The organism is Rhizobium sp. R711, from assembly GCF_002211365.1.
Lineage (GTDB): Bacteria > Pseudomonadota > Alphaproteobacteria > Rhizobiales > Rhizobiaceae > Rhizobium.
This window is the reverse complement of sequence record NZ_LOKZ01000009.1, coordinates 70,112-90,192: the sequence shown is the minus strand read 5'-3', so window position 1 is coordinate 90,192 and position 20,081 is coordinate 70,112. Positions and strand designations below refer to the sequence as shown.

Here is a 20,081-nt window from a genome sequence, read left to right as displayed (position 1 = left end):
CCAGGACGCAGACAAAATGGCCGCGCTGGGTGGCAAGAGGAGGAGAATTTCGATGAAAAGACGTACATTCCTACAGACGGGCAGTGCCTTGATTGCAGCTGGCGCGTTCGGAATACCGGGCATCCTGCGGGCAGAGGATACGATCACCCTGCTACCCGACACTTGGCCGTCCGAAGGGGAAAACCCCGTCGTCGACGCTGGTAAGTTTGCCAAGTCAGGTCCCTGGAAGATTGGTCACAGCCACTATGGCCTGGCCGGTTCGACGCACACCTATCAAACCGCATTCGAGGCCGAATACGAGATCAGCAGGAACAAGGCGCGTGTCGCCGACTATCAATTCCGAAGCGCCGACCTCAACGCCTCAAAACAGGTCGCCGACATCGAGGATCTGATCGCACAAAAGGTAGATGCAATCATCATTGCGCCGCTTACAACAGGCTCCGCCGTCGAAGGCATCAGGAAGGCGAAGGCCGCCGGCATACCGACGGTCGTCTATCTCGGTCGCGTCGACACCGACGAATTCACGGTGCAGGTTCAGGGCGACGACTTCTACTTCGGCCGGGTGATGGCGCAGTTTCTCGTCGATAAGCTCGGCAACCAGGGCAAAGTTTGGGTGCTGCGCGGCGTCGCCGGACATCCGATCGATGCTGATCGTTACGCTGGGGCGATGGAAGTCTTTAGCAAATCCGGTCTCCAAATCACCTCAACCCAGCACGGCAGCTGGTCCTACGAGGACTCAAAGAAGATCGCCGAAAGCCTCTATCTCTCTGATCCCGATGTCGCCGGGGTCTGGACTGACGGCGCAAACATGTCGCTCGGCGTCTTGGACGCGCTGCAGGAAGCCGGGGCCTCCACCATTCCACCGATCACGGGAGAGGCCCTGAACGGTTGGATGCGTCGTTGGAATGACGAAAAGCTTTCTTCGATTGGGCCAATTTGCCCTCCGGCTCTTTCGACGGCAGCCCTGCGTGCGGCCTTCGCGCTTCTCGAAGGCAAGCCGATCCAGCGCAACTGGACCAACCGGCCCAAGCCGATCGTCGACGACAATCTTGCACAGTTTTACCGCCCCGATCTCACGGACGCTTACTGGGCCCCGACAGAAATGCCGAATGAGAAGCTCCTCGAGTACTTCAAGGCCTGACGCATGGAGGGCGCGGACAAAGCGCGCCCTCTTCACCCTCGCAGATGGAAGTGTTCATGAGTATGCTTGTCGAGATGGTCGGCATCAACAAGTCCTTTGGCGCGACCAAAGTCCTATCGAATGTTCAATTTTCGCTTGAACGCGGCTCTGTCCACGCATTGATGGGCGAGAACGGGGCGGGAAAATCCACGCTGATGCGAATTCTGGCCGGCGTCTATCAACAGACTGCCGGACGCGTCCGTCTGCGAGGAGAAGAGGTGATCTTCCGATCCCCCAAGGAAGCGCGTCTCGCCGGCGTGTCGACGGTGTTTCAGGAGTTCACCCTGATCCCCAATCTCACGGTCGCCGAAAATATGTTTCTTGGGCACGAGCCCCGGCGTGCCGATGGGTCGATAGACAAGGTCGAGGTCGTCGAGCGATCCCGCGAGCTGCTTGCCGACGTTTTCCCTCAACTGGACGCGACGGCGGTTGTGGAAACGCTGACGGTTGCCCAGCAGCAGGCAGTGGAAATTGCCAAGGGTCTGACATCCAATGCCGATGTCTTCATTTTCGACGAACCGACCGCGGCATTGAACTCAACGGACGTCGCTCATCTCTTCAAGGTCATCCGCGATCTCAAGGCGCAAGGCAAGGCTGTCGTCTACATCTCGCATCGGATGAACGAGGTGTTCGAACTGTGCGACACCATCACCGTCATGAAGGACGGGGCTTGGGTAAAGACAGCCAGGGCGGAAGACTTCAATCTCCAAACGCTTGTGGCAACCATGGTTGGACGCGAGCTTCAGAATTTCTTTCCGCCGAGGGCGCAGACTATTGGATCGCCGATGCTCGACGTGGCAGGGCTTCGTCTCAATGACCATGGCCCGTCAGTCGATTTTTCCGTACGCATGGGCGAGATCATCGGACTGGCCGGGCTGGAAGGCCAGGGGCAGCGCGAAATCATGCGTGCGGTCGTCGGCGTCGAAACCGCCGCAGCCGTGACCGTCCGGCGTCGCCGCGACGATAGCATGATCGGTGTGAACGTATCCTCCGGCTTCTCGAGTGCGATCTTAGCGGGCATTGGTTTCATTCCCGAAGACCGCAAGCAGGAAGGCCTGTTTCTTCGGCTTCCGATCTACGACAACATCGCACTTGGCAAGCAGTTGAACCGGAACATGGCGAACGTTGCATGGCGTTCCATCTCCAGGGTTCACGATGTCATAAAGTCGCTTCGTGTTGCGGCCGCCGACCCAGCATCTCCCGTTGGCAAACTTTCGGGCGGAAACCAGCAAAAGGTGCTTCTTGGCCGCTGGCTGCTTTCGGGGGTCGATATCCTTGTCATCGAGGAGCCGACACGTGGCGTCGATGTCGGCGCGAAAGCGGAAATCTACAAGCTGCTTCGCGATTTTGCCGATCGTGGCGGTGCAGTGATCGTCTCGTCACGCGAGCACGCCGAATTGATCGGGCTCTGTGACAACATCCTAGTCGTTCACGACAAAAAGATCGTCGGACAGATGCCGGCGCTTGATGCCACAGAGGAAACCATCCTGGGAACCGCACTCGGTTCGAACTCCGCGCACGATCCGCGCGCCGCTGTTCATTGAGGAGGATACATGAATACCGTCGCAAACTTCCTGAAGACACCTTACAGGGCGGGTGCGATCGGGCTCTCCATCGGCACGCTACTCGTCCTGGTGGTCGCCTCGGTCATCCTGCTTCCAGAATTTCTGGCGCCTGAGAATCTGTCGAACCTGCTGGCCCAATCTACTGTTCTCGTCATTTCTGCGCTGGGCCAGACCTTTGTGATCCTGACGGGCGGCCTGGACGTTTCCGTTGGTTCGATCATCAGCGTGACGACCACGATCATGACACTCGACGTGCCCGAGGTTGTCCGTGTCATGCTTTGCATTGCGGTTGCGATCGCATTCGGCCTGGCGAATGGATACGGCGTAGCCAGGCTCAACGTCCATCCGATCATCATGACCCTGGCAACCATGGGTATCGGCCAGGGACTGGCGCTAATCATTCTCCCCATCCCCGGCGGGAAGGTGCCTGAATGGCTTTCGGCGTCAGTCGCGGGTTCGGTCGGGCCCGTGCCGAATTCGCTGCTCTGGCTGATCGCCGCCACTTTCGTTTCCGCCTGGTTGCTTTATCGCAGGCCGTTTGGCCTCTACCTGTTCGCCTCGGGTGGTAACGACTTCAATGCCCGCATGAATGGCGTCCCGGTCGAACGCACAGTCATCAAAGCCTACATCCTGTCGGCACTATTTGCTTGCGCTGCCGGGATGTTCCTCGCAGGCCGCCTTGCCTCGGGCGATCCCAAGGGGGGCGCCACATTCGGAATTGAATCCGTTACCGCAGCAGCGCTTGGGGGTGTTCACCTGGCTGGCGGTATCGGCAGCATCCTCGGCACTGTGGCCGGCGCGGCTATCCTCGGCATCGTCAACAATGTGATGAACCTCGCTAACGTCTCGGCATTCCTCCAGTCGGTCGTGAAGGGCCTTCTGCTGCTAGCACTCGTCGTCTCACAGCGTCGCAAAACGATCGGACTTTGAAAGAGATGGACCTCTTGATGACCACAACAGATGCGAAAATTGAGACGCCATCCCGCACTCTCACCGCCAGGCGCATACTTTCCTGGGTGCTCGGCTTGCCCCCGGCATATTACGTGCTCGCAATCCTGATCGCTGTGGCCCCCGCGGTAAGCGCGACGCTGATCAATCCGAACTATTGGTTCGTGATCCTGAAACAGTCAGCGCCGCTTGGGATCGCTGTGCTGGCGCAATCTCTTGTCATGCGGGTGCGTTCTATTGATCTCTCGGTCAGTGGCGTGTTTGCTTTTTCGATCTATCTCGCCAGCTCCGGGCTCCTTAATAGTTACCCGCCCTTCGTCACGGTCCTGATGCCGGTCGTCATCGGCCTTGTCGTCGGTCTGATCAACGGCGCCCTCGTGGCCTATGTCCGCGCCTCCGCGGTCATCGCGACGCTGAGCGTATCGGCGATCCTCATAGGGGTCGTCCAATATATGAGTGCGGGCCGTGCACCGGGTTCGACGCCAAGCTGGCTTCGCGTCCTGACGAGCGGGAACATCTACGGCCTGTCTTACTCCGTGATCGTCTGGATCGGGATTTCCGTTCTTGTCGCACTAGCGTTCCGCTTCTTGATCCTCGGGCGCTACTTCCGCGCTGTCGGCGACAATCCGAGGGCGGCAGAGATAACAGGCATACCTCTGGCCCGCACGATTTTTGTCTCCCATACGCTTGCGGGCACGCTGACGGGCATCGCCGCGCTGGTTCAGGTGTCGGCGCTGGCCATTGGCACGATCAAGCCCGGCTTCGACACCTTCATGAACGCTCTCGCTGCGACGATTCTCGGTGGGGTGACGTTTGGCGTCGACCGCGGCGGCGTCGCCGGGCCTTTCGTTGCAGTCGTCGCCTTCAGTTTCCTCTTCGCGATGTTGACGGTGTTCGGCATCCAGGAGCCCGGCAAGCTTATCGTCCAGGGCGGGATCATCGCTCTTGCGGCGATCATTTACGGAGCACGCGTCGGTCGCGTCTAGCCCGCACGGGATCTGCCAACCAGGTCATTCCCGGTGTCAACGCGGAGAATGCAGGAGAAAAGAATGGTGAAGATAACAGCGGCCGTCGCCGTAAAACCGAAAGCTCCACTTGAGTTTCGTGAACTTGAGCTGGCGGATCCAGAAGGCAATGAAATTCTCGTGCGGACGGTCGCCACGGGCATCTGCCATACCGACCTGTTGCTCCGTGATGGGATATTTGGGCCTCCCGCCCCGGTCATACCGGGACATGAAGGTGTTGGTATCGTCGAGGCCATCGGGGCGGACGTCCTAGGTTTAAGGGTGGGCGACCACGTTGCGCTCAGCCAGAGTTCATGTCGCTTCTGCGGCGACTGCCGGCGCTCTCACCCGATGAACTGCCAGAACTACACCCAATACAATCTGACGGGGCTTCGTCCGAACGGCAAAAAGGCCTTGCTCTGTGATGAAGTCGGCATTGGCAGCAACTTTGTCGGCCAGTCATCCTTCGCGACCCATATCCTGGCGACTGAAAACAACGCCGCGCAGCTTCCCAGCGATTTTGACCTGACGAATGCGGCCCCGCTCGGTTGCGGCATGGCAACGGGAGCGGGTACCGTCATCAACGCCATGAAGCCGGAGATCGGACAAACCATTGCTGTGTTCGGCGCGGGAGCAGTCGGCATGGCTGCGGTGATGGCCGCCAAGGTGCGGCGGTGCAGAAAGATCATCATCATCGACCTGAATGAGCAGCGTCTGGCCATGGCCAGGACGTTGGGCGCGACCCACGCAATCAACGGCAGGGACCCAGACGTCGTGGAGCAGATCCACGCCTTGACGGGTGGCGGTGCCGATTTTGCAATCGACGCCGTGGGTATCATTCCCGTCATCCTGAACACGATCAAATGCACGCGGGCAGGGGGCCATATCGTCCTCCTCGGGCTCGACGCGCTCGGCAAGGACATTCCAATTCCGCTGGACCTCATGGTCTTCAACCGGAAAATTCAGGGTGCCATCCTCGGAGACCAGATCCCGCAACTCTTCATTCCCCAACTGGTCGAGCTGAACCAGGCCGGCTTATTCCCGTTCCAGGAGCTGATCACAAAGTATCCGTTCGAGAAAATTAACGAGGCCATCGCCGATGCCGAAGCTGGCCGCGTGATCAAGCCCGTCATCATCTTCAACTAGGAGCTTCCCACATGCCATCCCGCAAGTCCGACGAACAGCATCTCATTGTTGAGTTTAAAACATCGACGCGTAACCGGGACCGTGTCAACACACTGCTCCAGGAGTTTGTCGGCCCTGCCCGCGAGGAAGAGGGCTGCCTTTACTACAATCTCTACCAGCGCTCCGACGAGCCCAATACGTTCTTCATTCTCGATGGTTGGGCAAACGAGGAGACAGCCGCGCGTCACGGAGAATCTGCGAACGTCAAGCGTGTTCTCGAACCACTGCTTCCGTTGCTGGTAAGCCCCCCTTCCATCATTGTGAGCAGTCGCATCAGCGACTGAGTTTGTGATCATGCAACACCGAAAGACGCGCTCGATCCGAGGCGGGTTTTTCCAAAGGCTCGCGGGAGGGCGAAATGGAGCATCGAGTTGTCATCGTGGGAGGCGGTTTCGCCGGCCTCCAATTGGCCAAGGAACTCAAATGCCCAAACCTCTCGATCACGATCATCGACAGACGCAATCATCACCTGTTCCAGCCGCTGCTCTATCAGGTTGCGACGACGGTCTTGGCGACCTCTGAGATTGCCTGGCCCATTCGCGCGGTATTCCGTGGAAGGAAAGATGTCACGACGCTTCTTGGCGAGGTCGTGGGCGTTGATGTCGAGAAGCGGTTCGTCTCGCTCAAGGGCGGTCATGCCATTCCCTACGATACCCTTGTTCTCGCAACGGGGGCCCGTCACGCGTATTTCGGGCGGGATGAATGGGAGCCCTTCGCGCCCGGACTGAAGGCGTTGGAAGACGCCACCACGATCCGCCGTCGCCTTCTCCTGGCGTTCGAAAAGGCGGAGCTGGAAACCGATCCCCAAGCGCGGGCCGCAATGCTGACCTTCTCGATAATCGGCGCCGGGCCGACAGGCGTCGAAATGGCCGGGATCATCGCCGAACTGGCTCAAAGGACGCTTGTCGAGGAATTCAGAAACATTGATACGACTTCGGCGCGCATTCTTCTTGTAGAGGCAGGGCCGCGTATTCTGCCTGTTTTCCATAAGGCGCTATCGCAATACGCCGAGCGTTCCCTTTCGTCGATGGGCGTCGAGGTTCGCACGGGAAGGCCCGTAACCGACTGCAACGAGGAAGGAATATCGATTGGGGACGAGTTCGTGCCGAGCCGCACCGTCATATGGGCGGCGGGTGTGCAGGCATCCAAGGCCGCCGGGTGGGTGGGGGCGGAGACGGATCGAGCGGGGCGTGCTATCGTGCAGCCCGACCTCACGGTCTTCGAACACCCGGACATCTTCGTTGTCGGCGATACCGCGAGCGTTAAGACCGGCGAGGGAATGCTGGTTCCTGGTATCGCGCCTGCCGCAAAGCAACAGGGAAAATACGTCGCCCAAGTGATCAAGGCCCGCCTCAAGCAGCGCCCAGCGCCGGCTGCCTTCAAGTACAGGCATCTTGGTAATCTTGCGACCATAGGACCAAGCTCGGCGGTGATCGATTTCGGCAGGCTGCGGCTGAAGGGCTCCATCGCCTGGTGGATCTGGGGCCTTGCTCACATCTACTTTTTGATCGGAACACGGAGCCGCATGGCAGTGGCGCTGAGCTGGCTTTGGGCATTTACCTCTGGCCACCACTCTGCCCGCCTTATTACCCAGAAGGAGACGCTGAAAGACGAGGTCTAGCAGCATGGGCAGGATTTGCGCTGAACAACATATATTGAAGAAGGGTGGCAACGATCTCATTGAGCTCGGGCCGACGATCGCCGCGTGTTCTCGGACAGACCGACCCGCGGCGCGGCCCAATTTAACGGCGTCGATCTGCTCGACTGGATAAGCACGATCGACTGTCTGCAAAGCGAAGCAACCGAGGCACGTCAATGATCCTGCCGGCGTTATCGCCCGGATCGAGGCACAGTGCGTTGGTCCGGTCTACCAATTCGCTGATGGTACTGGGATCGCTATCCGAAGCCATCTCCGCCCCTATGGCGAAGCAGTGCTGACTTTGACTTTACGAAGTCAGATGCACAACGAAGTCAGATGCGCATAGTGAGCACCTCTGGAGAAAGCGCGATGCCCGATCCCAAAGACAGCATGGTGCTGCGCACTGTCTATTTGCCACTTGCCCTCGATCGCGAGCTGCGTCGGCTTGCGTTTTCGCGTGATGTGAGCACAGCCGACCTTATTCGTGATTTCATACTGAAGGGGCTGGGCGACGTGCAGCAAACGGGTGAAAAGACCCTCGCCGACAAGGTCCAGATGCGCATCGATACGTATGAGACGGCCATCTCCAGCGCATCGGTGAGATTTAAGAGCAAAAGAACGTCTTAGGTCCGTCGCAAAGCCGCATCGCAACTCCATTAAATAGGCCGCCCCGCCCTGATTGCCCCAAGACCACGCTACGGGCGGGGCATGAGCCGGTGGTTGCGCTGCGGATCAGTGGTAGTTCGAAGAACCGGGATTGCGGTGCTGGTGGTGGTTCAGGATCACCTGTATACGTCCCCGTTCGATTTTTCAGGCGTCTCCATTTTTGTTCGTGGCGGTGTTCTCATCTGCGGAAATGAGCGGAATCTCAGATCATTCCCGCACTGCTTGTTGACGAAGGGCCCGTTCAACCAGTTAAGATTTCGCACCTGATTCTTGGGGAATACTAATGAAGCCATTTGAAGTCTTTATATCCTACACGCACGCCGACGAATGGCTCAAGGATGAGTTGTTGCGGCATTTCGCGGGCTTGAGAAAAAGCGGCCTTATCGACGTGTGGCACGATCGCTTGATACCTCCCGGCGGGATCATCGACGCGGAGATCGATTTGAAAATCCGATCGGCCGACATTGTGATCCTGCTCGTGAGCACCGACTTCATTGCGTCAGACTACTGTTTCGGGACTGAATACAAGATCGCGGAAGAACGACATTCGCGAGGTGAGGCAGAGCTCGTGCCCGTACTCGTCAGGGACTGCGATTGGGACGTTGGCGGCCTGCGGAAATTCAACGCCATTCCTCCTGATGGCATTCCGGTTACACGTGGAGCGCTTGGGCGGGACGAGGCTGAGCGGCGCGACGCTGCATGGTTGAAGGTGATCAACGGTATCAAAACCGTCATAGGCAACTTAAAAAAAAAGTTGACGCCACAACCGCTTGATCCCGCATATCGTACTAATCTCTTCAGTGTGGATTTTATACGCCACCCGCAGGCTCAGCCATTCAACGAACTGGCCGTTTTCATTGACCCCGATGTTTATTCCGAACAAGACAAGCAACAACTGACAAGTCTCTCCCAACTTGTTGAACGGCTGATCGTCGCTCCCGCGGCCATAATCACTGGTGACGACAGGTCTGGGAAATCCCTGCTGGCAAAAAAATTACAGATTGCATTGGACCAGGCTGGCTTCCCCGCGGTGCTGCTCAAGGGCACCTCTATATCCAACGTCGATATCGAAGCTGAGGTCAGAAGATCGATCAGTCGGCAATATGGGCTGAGCCATTTTCCTGAGACGAGGTTCACGATCATCATCGACGACTTTGATGAGTGTGTCCTGCCTGATCGAGTCAAAGAGATCATTATTCGAAAGATCTCTAGTTCCTATCGAAAGTGCATAGTGACCTCTTTCACGTCCGCACCATCCGTTCTTTACACAGCTGACGATCTGCCGAATCCAGCTACCTTCAACATCAATCCCTTCCAAAATGAGAAGGTCCTCCAGCTTGTAGCGCGGTGGAAAGGTATTGGGTTGCAGGAGGGCCTCCTGCCCGCAGACAAGGATGTCCTCGAGGCTTACGAAAAGATCCAGCTTATTTTCGGGCAAACAGAGATCGAGAAGTCCCCTTATTCGGTCATCACATTCCTTGAACTGCTTGATTCCGCTTCCGGAAACGACATAGCAATATCGTCCTTCGCTGCTTGCTACGACGCCCTCATTCAAAGCCGCCTCGTAAATACTGGGCAGCAATGGATAGCTTTCGACGAGTACAAGAATTTTCTCTCGCTTATCGCCTACACAGCATATCTCGAGAGCGCCGATGGTCAGATCTCACGGGAGAAATTTGACGAGTGCGTTGATATTTTTGAGACCCAGTTTTTGTCGTCTGGCCGAAACCTTAGAAAAATGGCGACACCCACTTTTCTCAGAGAATGCCAGGGCGGCTATGAATTCGCAGAGGACTATCTTTGGTTTTTCCTGTGCGCACGATACGTTGCGAAAACACTAAGCAAAAATGATCATGCTAAGTACATTGCCTTCGTCGAAAATTGCACAAAAAACATTTTCCAGAAGACCTTCGCCAATATCGTAATCTACATTGCCTATTTCAATGACGACAACTTTGTTATTTCATCGCTATTGTCGACTCTGGACATGCTGTTTTCGAAAGCCGACGACTGGGTGCTTTCCGATAAGTCCAAGTCGATGATCGTAGGACTTTCAACCGGAGACAAGCTCACGATCGAGGCGCGTGCAGACGTCGAGGAAAATCGTGTTACGCTTTTGAAAGAAAAGATAGCTGACATCATAGAAAACGCAGAAGATGTCGTTGCTCGATACACATTGCCATTTTTAGACGCCCATATTGCTGACTCTGAGTTCGTGGATGAGATCAGTCGGCAAGAAATCGACGGCGACTCTTATATGAAGAGCGTCAACGCCTTGCTCAGGATACATTCCGTCTTGGGCCAGATCCTTAGCGGCCGATCCGGCACCTACGGGGCCGACGTTGTTTTAGATTGCATAACGAGAATGGTTAAAGCAAGTGGCCGTTATGCGTCGCTAAACCACGCCATCGCAGCTCTGCTAATGTACGACAAGGAAGGATCTCTCGCCGATATTGAAAAGAGCTTCAAGAACGAGAAGCTCACCGTCGATGAGAAGTATCAAAAAGTTATGCGGATATTTGCCTTCTGGTCGGTCTACATGTCTCAAGCCGGCCTAGCTCGCTATCTCAGCCAGCCGCACTCAATTCGAGCGCTCGACAAACTCGCGCAGCTCCACGAAGCGGACGAGGTTCGACCTGGCGAGTTCATTCCGTTCAATTTTACTAGTGTCTTGCTGATCGCCCGTCTCTACAGCGATGGAAAGCTTGATAAACCCGCTATAGAAGCGGCGATCGAACGGTTTGGAGAGCACAGCTCCTTGCTTGCCCTCATGAGAGTGGCCGTGCATATCTACAGCTACTACATGCCCATGACGATCCAAGACAAACAGTGGGTATCGAAAAACCTAAAGATTCCGATGAACCGTATCGAGGTTCAACGGAATAAAGCGTCGCTCAGCAAGCGGCTATTTTCGATGGAGCACAAGCCGAAAACAGAAGATGCATAGCTGGTCACTACAAGGAGCGGCTCAGTTTGCCCCAACTGCAGTAGTGGTTTGGGTGTGACCTGAGCCGGAATTTGACAACCGTATTGACTCGGTCGTTCACTTCGAGCCTGCAGCCATGAGTTCCATAATAACTCTTATCTGATTTTAGCTAAGGGCTTGATTTAAAGGCATAAATCGTTTAGTGAACTGAACGTCCTGGCGAGTCCCTTTCGGCGGAACATACATTCCGTACGCTTATGCTTCGGCCCCGAGCGCATGCTTCACTCACATCACAGGGAGCGCCCACATCGACATGACAGCCAAGGTCGCGCGCCAACTTCTACAAAGAATTTAGCCTGTCGAACACAATAAAAGATTGACAGATTGTCTGATAATCTTTAATCTTGGCTTAATTCCTGCCGCGGTCTGAGCGCCTCGATGGACCAAATGTGGAACGGCCAGACTAAACCGACGCACGCGCCAACCTCATTAACCCCGGCATCGAAATGACCCATAAATTTCCGTCTACCCTCTCCATGTGCTCGTGGCTGTTTGGGATCGGAGAGGCGTGAGACAACGTGATTTGGAGATAGGTGTGCATTCCCTGTTGAGATATGAACGGGTCGCTGGATCTCACGATTTCCAACCTGGACCGTTTTCTGCGTGAAACCAGCATCTCAGACACCCAACGCACGCCGCACGCCGCCGACGGCCAGGTCTATCGAAGGAGGTCAGGCCGCTGCCGGCTCTCATGCTGGCAAAGTCTGTGTATTGGTGGGCGCGTCAAACCCGGTCGGGTTCTGTCTTGCGCAGACTTTCCTCGAAACTGGCTACCGTGTCGCCGTGGGCGATCTCGACCCCTCAGACTTTACTTCATTAACTGCAGTCTCGGGGACGAATTTGTTTCCGGTTAAGGTCAATTTGAACAGGGACGTGTATGTCAATTCAATGGTCGACCAAGTTTACCTACGCTGGAGCCGGGTCGACATTCTCGTCAATATAGCCTTTCGTCATCGTGAATGCGCGGATCCGCTTTCCGCTACGGATCTCGGGCTTGATGCCGTCTCCAATTTAATAAGGGTGACAAGTGCTTTCGGCTCCCGGCTCCAGGGACAAGAACTCGCTGTTGTGAATATCGCGTGGTTTGACGAGAAGATGCTGCTGGAGGTCGACCGCGAGGCCGTGCTCCAAGCGGCCTTACGAACTACGACGAGTGCGATGGCGAAGAAGTATCGGGATTCGGGGCTTCGAATAAACGCTGTTCATACCAGAAATGCGCGTTCTACATCTTACGTTCAAAGTGAGACGCTTAGGACGCTTGTCCAAGCTGTCCAATTCCTCGCAAGTGCAGAGCTCTCTGGAAAGCTCACGGGAAACGTCTTGGACATCGACCTGAAACCTGACGATAGTCCTTCGCGAATATAATGGCGCGAAGACGTTAGCTTGTCGTTAACGTTGATAGTTGGAACGCCAATTCAACGTGAAAATCCTAACAAGACGTAAACCAGTTTGCTCTCTCACAGTCCAACATTCTTCCTCTTCGTTTAGGTCGAACAACTAAAACTCCAGGAATGGGTGGCAGTACCCGCTTTAGTCATCTGGAGGTTTTATGTTCGTCGATCGCTTGCTATCCGGTTTCAGCATAAGAGCGAAAGTCTTATTATTACTGGTGCCGCTGGTCATGATACTGGCCGCGGTGGGTGTCGTGAGCCTACAGGCGACCGGTTTGCTGCAATCTCGCCTTCGGCTATCGAGCGAAGTTCTTGAGACTTTGAGCGGATTTCGGGACGTCTCTGAGAGCATGAATCGGTTTTTGGCGCAGAGTTCGACGGATAACCGTGATGAGGCCCTGGCAAGTCTAAACAGGCAGGGCGCCACGATGCTGTCGCTTCAGGGGGCCGCGGCTGACGTGGGTAGTGACATTCGCGCTCTTGAAAGCAGTGGGACAGCGATGTCGGCCATTTCTGACAGCATGGATAGCATGTGGTCTCTGCACAACGATGAAGTCTCCATTCGTCGTGACGTTGCCGCGAGCTTGACCGAGATCAAGCAGGTTGCGGCTGATCTTGAGCTGGCCTCGGTTAAAGTCCGGGCGCAGGTTCGGAACCAGGAAAACTCTGGCAAAACGATGCTCAGAGAGGCTACCCGCTCGATTGACACGGCGTCGATTATGCAGCGGTTGTCAGAAAATTTGGTGAATCTGCCGGCCGGCGCGATGCCAAGCTCTGAGGTGCAGCAACAGGCGCTAACGATCAAAAAGGCGATGAAAACTGTCAAGCGCGTCGTTGCCGGCGATGATGGACAAGCAGTCGCAAACCTGGAACAGGCAATCTCCCGGGTCGTCGCTAATACCGGGCTGGATAGCGCGTTCCTTCACAGTCTTGGGTTCGATCTTAATGCGTTTGCCCCGCGACTGCGAAATGACGCCCTACAACATATGATCGAGGGAACCCATGCAATTCGAGCCTTGGATAAGCCATTGGCAGAATCGGAGACGCTCGTTGCGGCAGTGGCGTCGGTAAGCCAGGATGCCGATGCGATTGAGATTGAGATAAACAATCTGTTGCGGGCGGCCAGCACGGAAAACCAAAAGCGGCTCGTTGAGCAACTTACGAAACTGACTCGCGACACCGTAGCGGTTGGAGGTGTAGCCAATGCGCTGCCAAACTTCCACAAAATGGAAGAGATCCTCTACTTGCAGGGGGATGCTATCGAACAGAATACCGAGAAGTTGATCAAGATCGCGGAAGGGCGGCAGGCGCATTACGCAGAGGCGGATGAAACCGTCCAGTCGATATGGAAAAATCTCGTTTCGTTCGCGTCGACTCAGGAACAGGACGCGCACCGGGAAAGCGATTTCGCCCGACTGTTGTCCGCAGCTGCTACCGTCTCGGGTGTTTTGGTCGCCCTCTTGGCTGGAGCCGGCCTGATGGCGACACTGCGCGCGCCAATAGAACGGATCGCAAAGCGCATGCAGGGGCTGGCAACCGGTGATCTTCAGTCAGACATCGTTGGCTGCCAGCGGAAAGACGAGATCGGCGACATGGCGCGCGCGCTTGAAGTTTTCCGCGGAAATGCGGTGTCGAAGCTCGAGGTTGAAGCCCGTGCGGACAACGACCGGAAAATGGCTGATCAGGAGCGGACGGATCGTGAGTTTGAACGTGCTCAGCTTGAAAAAGAAGTATCCAGCGCTGTACGAACACTCGGGGAGGCGCTGTCTCGATTGGCGCGAGGAGACATCTCGCAAACCATCGACCGCCACTTCCATCCCAATCTCGAGCAACTGCGGCGTGACTTCAACCACTCACTGTCCGTCCTCAGGGATACCGTGTTCCATATCGAGGAAAACACTCAACAAATCAAATGGGGAACCAATGAACTTTTCAATGCCTCTGATGATTTGTCACGCCGGACTGAACGACAGGCTGCGTCTCTCGAAGAAACTGCGGCAGCCGTCGAGCAGGTGACTCTTACGGTGAGGAATTCCTCGGAGACAGCGATTAAGACCCAAGCGTTCGTTTCAGCAGTCAAGGAACATGCCGAGGGCGCGGCCATCATTGTAACCGATGCTATAAGCGCCATGGGGCGAATTCAGGATGCATCTTACAAGATCGGTCAGATCATAGGATTGATCGACACGATTGCATTCCAGACGAACTTGCTTGCGCTGAATGCCGGCGTTGAAGCAGCTCGTGCCGGCGATGCTGGAAAAGGCTTCGCGGTAGTTGCACAAGAAGTTCGCGAACTTGCCCAAAGATCGTCAGACGCAGCGATCGAGATCCGACAGTTGATTTCAGAATCTTCGTCAGAAGTGGCCGTCGGTTCGGATTACGTCGGCAAGACCGGCGAGGCTTTGCACAGTATAGCGGCATCAATCGTGCAGATTTCTGATCGCATCGACCAGATCGTGAGTTCAAGCCGCGAACAGGCGAATTCGCTGGCTGAGATCAATAACAACGTCAATGTCCTTGATCAGGGGACGCAACAGAATGCAGCCATGGCTGAGCAGACGAACGCTGCAGCGAAGACGCTTTCTGACCAGACTGTCGAACTCAGCGAACGGCTTGCTGGGTTCAAGTTGACAGATGACAGGACGGCTCATCGGCAAAATCTAGCCGCATAAGCAGCCGTAGTCAGATTCGAAGCGTCCGATGGCGGGCCATGCCGCCATCCAGTCGAATGAAGGTCACAAACCCGAGCGCACGATTTTGTTTCGATGCGCCGGTCTCCCTTCTAGTAGCTCTTTTTCGCTCTCCGTTGCGCAGGACTCAACACGGCCCGCGTCAACCTAAAGGCAAAGAAACTATTTTCCAGTGCTCAGACTATGAAAGGTGTCTATAAGTGTTCGTACGTGAGTTGATAATTGGATTTTATCTCGCCGCAACTCTAGCCATGCCGCTGACGGCGAAGGCTGGCGGGCTCAGTGAACTGCCGCGCGAAGAGCGGAAGACCTACGAGTTATTGGACCCGCGGTTGCCTACGGGAGAGTCTGTATTTCGGAATTTCAGAGCAAAGCGGGCGCCACCGTGGAAAATTGGCTATGCCTCGAGCTACGCTGACAACACTTGGCGTGCGAACATCCTTGATGAGTTTACAAATGAGCTTCTGCCAGCTTTTAAGAAGGCTGGGCTGGTATCCGACCTCGTCGTCACACAGTCCAATCTCGATGATAACGCCCAGATAAGCCAGATGCGGCATATGGTAGACGACGGTGTCGACGCCATAATCATATGCTGCTCCAACCTTACAGCGCTCAATCCGACAATAGAGTACGCCTATTCGAAAGGCGTGCCTGTTATCTCATACTCCGGTTATGTTACGTCGCCGTTCGCAATCAATGCGACAGAGAATAACATGCAAGGCGGCTTTGAGGCATCAAAGTGGTTGGCTGAAGAGATCGAAGGCAGCGGCAATGTGCTGCTTGTATCAGGAATCACTGGCTTCGCCTCCTCAGACAGCTTCCAGGTCGGCGCCACAAAAGCCTTGGAGTACTATCCCGAGATCAACGTCGTCGGACAAGTCGACGGGAAATGGACAGACAGCGTCGCACAATCAGAAGTACTGAAATTTCTCGCCGCTAACCCCGGCCGAATTGACGGTATTATTGTTCAGTCGGGCGCTGAGGCTGGTGTGATCAACGCAGTCCGCCAGTCCGGGCGCGAGATAGTGCCGATCGTGCTTGGCGGAGAGGCTTCGGCATCATGCTACTGGCGTAAGAATCCTGAATTTGTAAGCAGGAGCTTTCACTTCTGGCCGCCGCGCTCCGAGGCCCGTTTCGTATGGGACGTGATGATGCGCACTCTGGAGGGCCAAGGACCGAAGATACAGTCCATTCTGCGACCGGCGATTCCTTACACGATCGATGATGTAAGAGCGGGTCGGCCAGCCGATTGCGATCCCAATAGTGAAGATTGGCTCGAACCGAAGGATGCAGCTTGGTGGACTGCTGACGCGGCCGCCAAATATTTTGACAATCCAGCAGATCCACTTTCTTGGAGACCAACCAACTGATCTTACATGCTGTATAGGCGGTAAAACGCTACCCGCCCGGCCTCGGGCGGGGTTGACGGCGTGGGGGAAATGCCGCTGGTCGCGTCAGAAGGAATTCTAGAAACGATGCAGTCCAACGACGATGTGCCCGGCCGGAGCCGCCCCGGATGCTGGACATACTCTCCTGCGCTATTACTGATCCTCCCCAGCCACACCCCTCACGAAGCAGGACAATGTTCTCACTGCGCCACCCCCTCCGGAAGGCGTCCATCCGTCCACGACTGCAATACTTTGCGCCTCTGACTTGGGCAGCGTTCCTCGACGAAGTCCTCACTGGATGGATGATGCATCCCATCTTGGTTCTTGGTAACGACCTTCACGATTAAGGCGCCTCTATAACCACTTGGGTAGCCTTTCTTTTGTGAAGAGGCACGATCGCCAACGAGACGGAGCATGCATCAACCAATCGAGAGCAGTTCTTGAAGCGTTGTCGGCGCTTGCCCTCCAGATTTTCTACAACGATTGGCGTGTCCTTTACGTGGGCTGAAACAAAACGTTCGAAGACCTCCTTGATCCTATGGTCTCCTCATATCCGTGCCAACATCAACAACGGTCTCGCCGCGGAGGAGATTCAGGACATCTTCCTCCAGGTAATCCCCATCGCCTGTACATTTCAACGATCGACACTTTGATTGGAGTACTGCTGCAGCCATGAGATCGATTCTCCTTATCTAATGTCTGCTAAACTGTTGAAACATAACTTAAATCGTTGTAGAATTCATCACGCTACGTCTCGGGAGCGCGCAGATTTCAGCCACCCTGAGCGGATCCAGGATTTTGACATCGCGCCTCTGAAAGTCAGCGACGTTTTCGGGCGACGATGACAACCCATTCACCTGCACGCCGTCTCAAGCCCCATCCCGTCGGTGTTTTCGGGTTGTCGGAGCATTTGTCCCCAGCGGCGGGCAACATTTTCCTCGACGGGCAGGATACGGCCTTCATAAGATTGGCGACCTCGTTCGGTACCGCTTCGTTATTTGTGGAAAGGTTCTTGTTCAATGCCTGCTACAGCAGTCACAAAAGTTCGTCGCGCAACTTGAAAAGGACTCCACCGACTATCAGACGACCAGCGATGGTTTCGTTGGGGAGATGATTTCCCACTCCTCTGGCGTTGGCAGGTCTACCCCCAGCGACCTTCGGCGTGACCGCCGGTTTACTTTTTGAGACGGCGGACATCGTTTAGGAAGCCCTACTCGATGAGCTTTAGTCTCAAGGCTTTTGCGACCACTTGAGGTCGGGTCACGCAGTCTAGCTTCCTCATGGCATTATTCAGGTAGGCCGTGATTGTATGGCCAGAGAGCCCAACAATCATTCCCGCTTCCGCCGAGCTTTTGCCTTCAGAGATCCAGCCAAGCACCTCCGTCTCGCGGGGCGACAACGCTACCCCGGAGGGCAGCGCCAGACCGAGCCTGTCGATACAATTCATCGCGCGGGACAGGATAACGCAGATCTCATTGAAATCGGATCTCACGAGCGTGGAGTGCTGTCCACCCAACAAGACTACGTAGCGTCGCCCTCCGTCTGCATAAGTTAATCCGCTGCATATGCCGATTGCCTCGAGCGATACTGAAAGACTGCCATCGTATTCATCAAAATTCCAGTGAGCGGGTTCATTGATCGTACCGCTTGAGGAGATCCATTCTGAAAGCTCTTTCCGGTGTTTGTCCAGAAGATCAATTCCGGACGCCGAACCCGCGGTCGCAATTGGCGTAGCCCTGGGAGAGAAGCAACCAGTAGTTTTAGGCACTATAGCGCCAAAACTCATTTTAAATGACTGTAGTAGGACTTCAAAAAATTCCTGAAAATCATGCCGGCTGCTTGCCTGTCTCAGGCGCGTTTCTAGTGCTTCCTGACGTAACGGCACAACGTTTCCGGGATGTGCGGAGTTCCCCGGTCCCTCCCGATTTCGATCCGATTGGCGGCCCGGGTTTTGGGGAGCCGACGCGATGAATGTCTTGGAAGAGGCCAATGGTTTCTACGTCTAACAGTTTGAGAAAATGAGCTCCCGCGGAACGGCGTGCATGCACCTGCGCGAAGTATTAAGCGAAACGTCGGCGCCACGAGATCCAACCGCTGAATTGTCTTCGTGGGAACATCCGCGTGGGAATATCCGCGTCATTGCACGTTCCTCGAGCTGGCCGTCAGATAGTCTGGTGTATCGGAGGCCACCAACTCAGGAGTTCCGCTCTCCCTCTGCGGGCACGTGGAACGTCTGCCCGTCAGATACGAAACGTTGGACATCGCCGCCGCGGCTGCGTGATCTGCACGAAAGCTGCTTTTATCGATCTCGCGGCAATATTCGATCAGGGCTTCGATGGTCACCATGAGGAGGCCATGCCGCTCGGCGAATTCGCTGAGCTCGGGAAGACGCGCCATAGTGCCGTCGTCGTTGGCGATTTCGCAGATGACACCCGCTGGCTCGAGCCCGGCCAGCCGCGCGAAATCCACCGCGGCTTCCGTATGGCCGGGGCGTCCGAGGACACCGGACGGGTTTGCCCTTAGGGGGAATATGTGGCCCGGCCGGGACAGTTCCTCCGGCACCGTTGATGCGTCAGCGAGCGCCCTGATGGTCTTGGCGCGGTCTTCTGCGGAAATCCCGGTCGATACGCCGTCTATCAGGTCCACTGAGACCGTGAACGCCGTCTGCATGGAATCCGAGTTGCGCTCCACCATGAGCGGGATATCCAGTTCGTCCAACCGGTCCCCGGTCATCGGAACGCAGATCAGGCCGCGCGCATAGCGCATCATGAAGGCAACATGATCGTTCGTCACCTTGTCCGCGGCAACGAGGATGTCGCCTTCGTTTTCCCGGTCTTCGTCGTCCACGACTATGATCATCTCTCCGGCGGCGATTGCTTTAATCGCGCTCTCGATGGAAGCAAACTTCATGGTCTTCTCCTTGAACTAAACATGGCCCAGAGTGCGTGGCGATCCACCCGCTCCCGAAGGTCCGCAGACGGCGCCGAATCCGGGAATTCGCCGTCCATCGCATAAATGAAGTCGCCGCGAACCTCGGCTTTGAAGAAGCCCATCAACGAGCGCAGGTGGGCCTCGACATGCTCGCCATGGGCCTCAGCCTTACCCGTTGCGAATATCAAAACGGGTTTGCCCTGCAGGGCTGTCATTTCGAAGAGGTCGAAAAGATGCTTGAGAAGGCCGGTCATCGAGGACTTAAAAACCGGCGTCCCCACAATGAGGACGTCTGAAGACTGGATTGCGTCGAGAACGTTCGCGAGTCCAATAGGAGCCTCCGAACGCCACAGGGTGGTTCCCAACACCGGGAGAACATCGACCAGGTCAAACAGATACCGGGTGTGGCCGGGCGGGACGCTCGAGAGTGCGTATTCCCCGAGCGCCCGCGTCTTCGAGGGGCGCGAGACATTGCCGGTTATCGCGACAATCTTCATTTTGGCGACCC

The 20,081-nt window shown here is 55.9% G+C and carries 15 protein-coding genes; 12 read left to right on the top strand and 3 right to left on the bottom strand.

What is annotated here, in order from left to right:
- The first annotated feature begins 52 nt into the window (after nt 1–52).
- The 12 genes from ATY80_RS12305 to ATY80_RS12250 all read left to right on the top strand — a co-directional run bounded on the left by ATY80_RS12305 (nt 53) and on the right by ATY80_RS12250 (nt 16,624).
- Nucleotides 53–1,141: a substrate-binding domain-containing protein gene (locus tag ATY80_RS12305; protein ID WP_088692701.1), complete on the top strand. Its 1,089-nt coding sequence runs from the start codon at nt 53–55 to the stop codon at nt 1,139–1,141.
- Nucleotides 1,142–1,197: 56 nt separating this feature from the next.
- Nucleotides 1,198–2,724 (top strand): sugar ABC transporter ATP-binding protein, encoded by a 1,527-nt coding sequence (locus tag ATY80_RS12300; protein ID WP_189637136.1) that lies wholly within the window; start codon nt 1,198–1,200, stop codon nt 2,722–2,724.
- 9 nt (nt 2,725–2,733) lie between these two features.
- Entirely contained in the window at nt 2,734–3,675 is a 942-nt protein-coding gene (locus tag ATY80_RS12295) for an ABC transporter permease (protein ID WP_088692699.1), read from the top strand.
- 5 nt (nt 3,676–3,680) lie between these two features.
- Entirely contained in the window at nt 3,681–4,679 is a 999-nt protein-coding gene (locus tag ATY80_RS12290) for an ABC transporter permease (RefSeq protein ID WP_088692698.1), read from the top strand.
- Between the two features lie 63 nt (nt 4,680–4,742).
- The gene (locus tag ATY80_RS12285; protein WP_088692697.1) at nt 4,743–5,843 is read left to right on the top strand and encodes an NAD(P)-dependent alcohol dehydrogenase; all 1,101 of its coding nucleotides are present in this window, start codon (nt 4,743–4,745) and stop codon (nt 5,841–5,843) included.
- An 11-nt stretch (nt 5,844–5,854) separates the two neighbouring features.
- Nucleotides 5,855–6,166: an antibiotic biosynthesis monooxygenase gene (locus ATY80_RS12280; RefSeq protein ID WP_088692696.1), complete on the top strand. Its 312-nt coding sequence runs from the start codon at nt 5,855–5,857 to the stop codon at nt 6,164–6,166.
- A 74-nt stretch (nt 6,167–6,240) separates the two neighbouring features.
- Nucleotides 6,241–7,503, top strand: coding sequence for an NAD(P)/FAD-dependent oxidoreductase (locus ATY80_RS12275; protein WP_088692695.1), 1,263 nt, complete (start codon nt 6,241–6,243; stop codon nt 7,501–7,503).
- Nucleotides 7,504–7,890: 387 nt separating this feature from the next.
- Nucleotides 7,891–8,148: a hypothetical protein gene (locus ATY80_RS12270; protein ID WP_088692694.1), complete on the top strand. Its 258-nt coding sequence runs from the start codon at nt 7,891–7,893 to the stop codon at nt 8,146–8,148.
- A gap of 322 nt (nt 8,149–8,470) precedes the next feature.
- A complete protein-coding gene (locus ATY80_RS12265) occupies nt 8,471–11,134 on the top strand; it encodes a toll/interleukin-1 receptor domain-containing protein (RefSeq protein ID WP_088692693.1) in 2,664 nt (887 codons plus the stop codon).
- A gap of 642 nt (nt 11,135–11,776) precedes the next feature.
- Nucleotides 11,777–12,538: an SDR family oxidoreductase gene (locus tag ATY80_RS12260; RefSeq protein ID WP_245306831.1), complete on the top strand. Its 762-nt coding sequence runs from the start codon at nt 11,777–11,779 to the stop codon at nt 12,536–12,538.
- A gap of 184 nt (nt 12,539–12,722) precedes the next feature.
- Entirely contained in the window at nt 12,723–15,236 is a 2,514-nt protein-coding gene (locus ATY80_RS12255; RefSeq protein WP_088692691.1) for a HAMP domain-containing methyl-accepting chemotaxis protein, read from the top strand.
- Nucleotides 15,237–15,505: 269 nt separating this feature from the next.
- Nucleotides 15,506–16,624, top strand: a complete 1,119-nt coding sequence (locus tag ATY80_RS12250) for an ABC transporter substrate-binding protein (RefSeq protein ID WP_088692726.1) — start codon at nt 15,506–15,508, stop codon at nt 16,622–16,624.
- A gap of 1,228 nt (nt 16,625–17,852) precedes the next feature.
- Here ATY80_RS12250 and ATY80_RS12245 read toward each other — a convergent pair.
- From ATY80_RS12245 to ATY80_RS12235, 3 genes are all read right to left on the bottom strand, one after another.
- A complete protein-coding gene (locus ATY80_RS12245) occupies nt 17,853–18,527 on the bottom strand; it encodes a helix-turn-helix transcriptional regulator (RefSeq protein ID WP_088692690.1) in 675 nt (224 codons plus the stop codon).
- 251 nt (nt 18,528–18,778) lie between these two features.
- The gene (gene ribB, locus ATY80_RS12240; protein WP_088692689.1) at nt 18,779–19,552 is read right to left on the bottom strand and encodes a 3,4-dihydroxy-2-butanone-4-phosphate synthase; all 774 of its coding nucleotides are present in this window, start codon (nt 19,550–19,552) and stop codon (nt 18,779–18,781) included.
- Nucleotides 19,549–20,070, bottom strand: coding sequence for an NAD(P)H-dependent oxidoreductase (locus ATY80_RS12235; RefSeq protein ID WP_245306830.1), 522 nt, complete (start codon nt 20,068–20,070; stop codon nt 19,549–19,551). Before ATY80_RS12235 ends, ribB begins: the two co-directional genes overlap by 4 nt.
- Nucleotides 20,071–20,081: the final 11 nt, after the last annotated feature.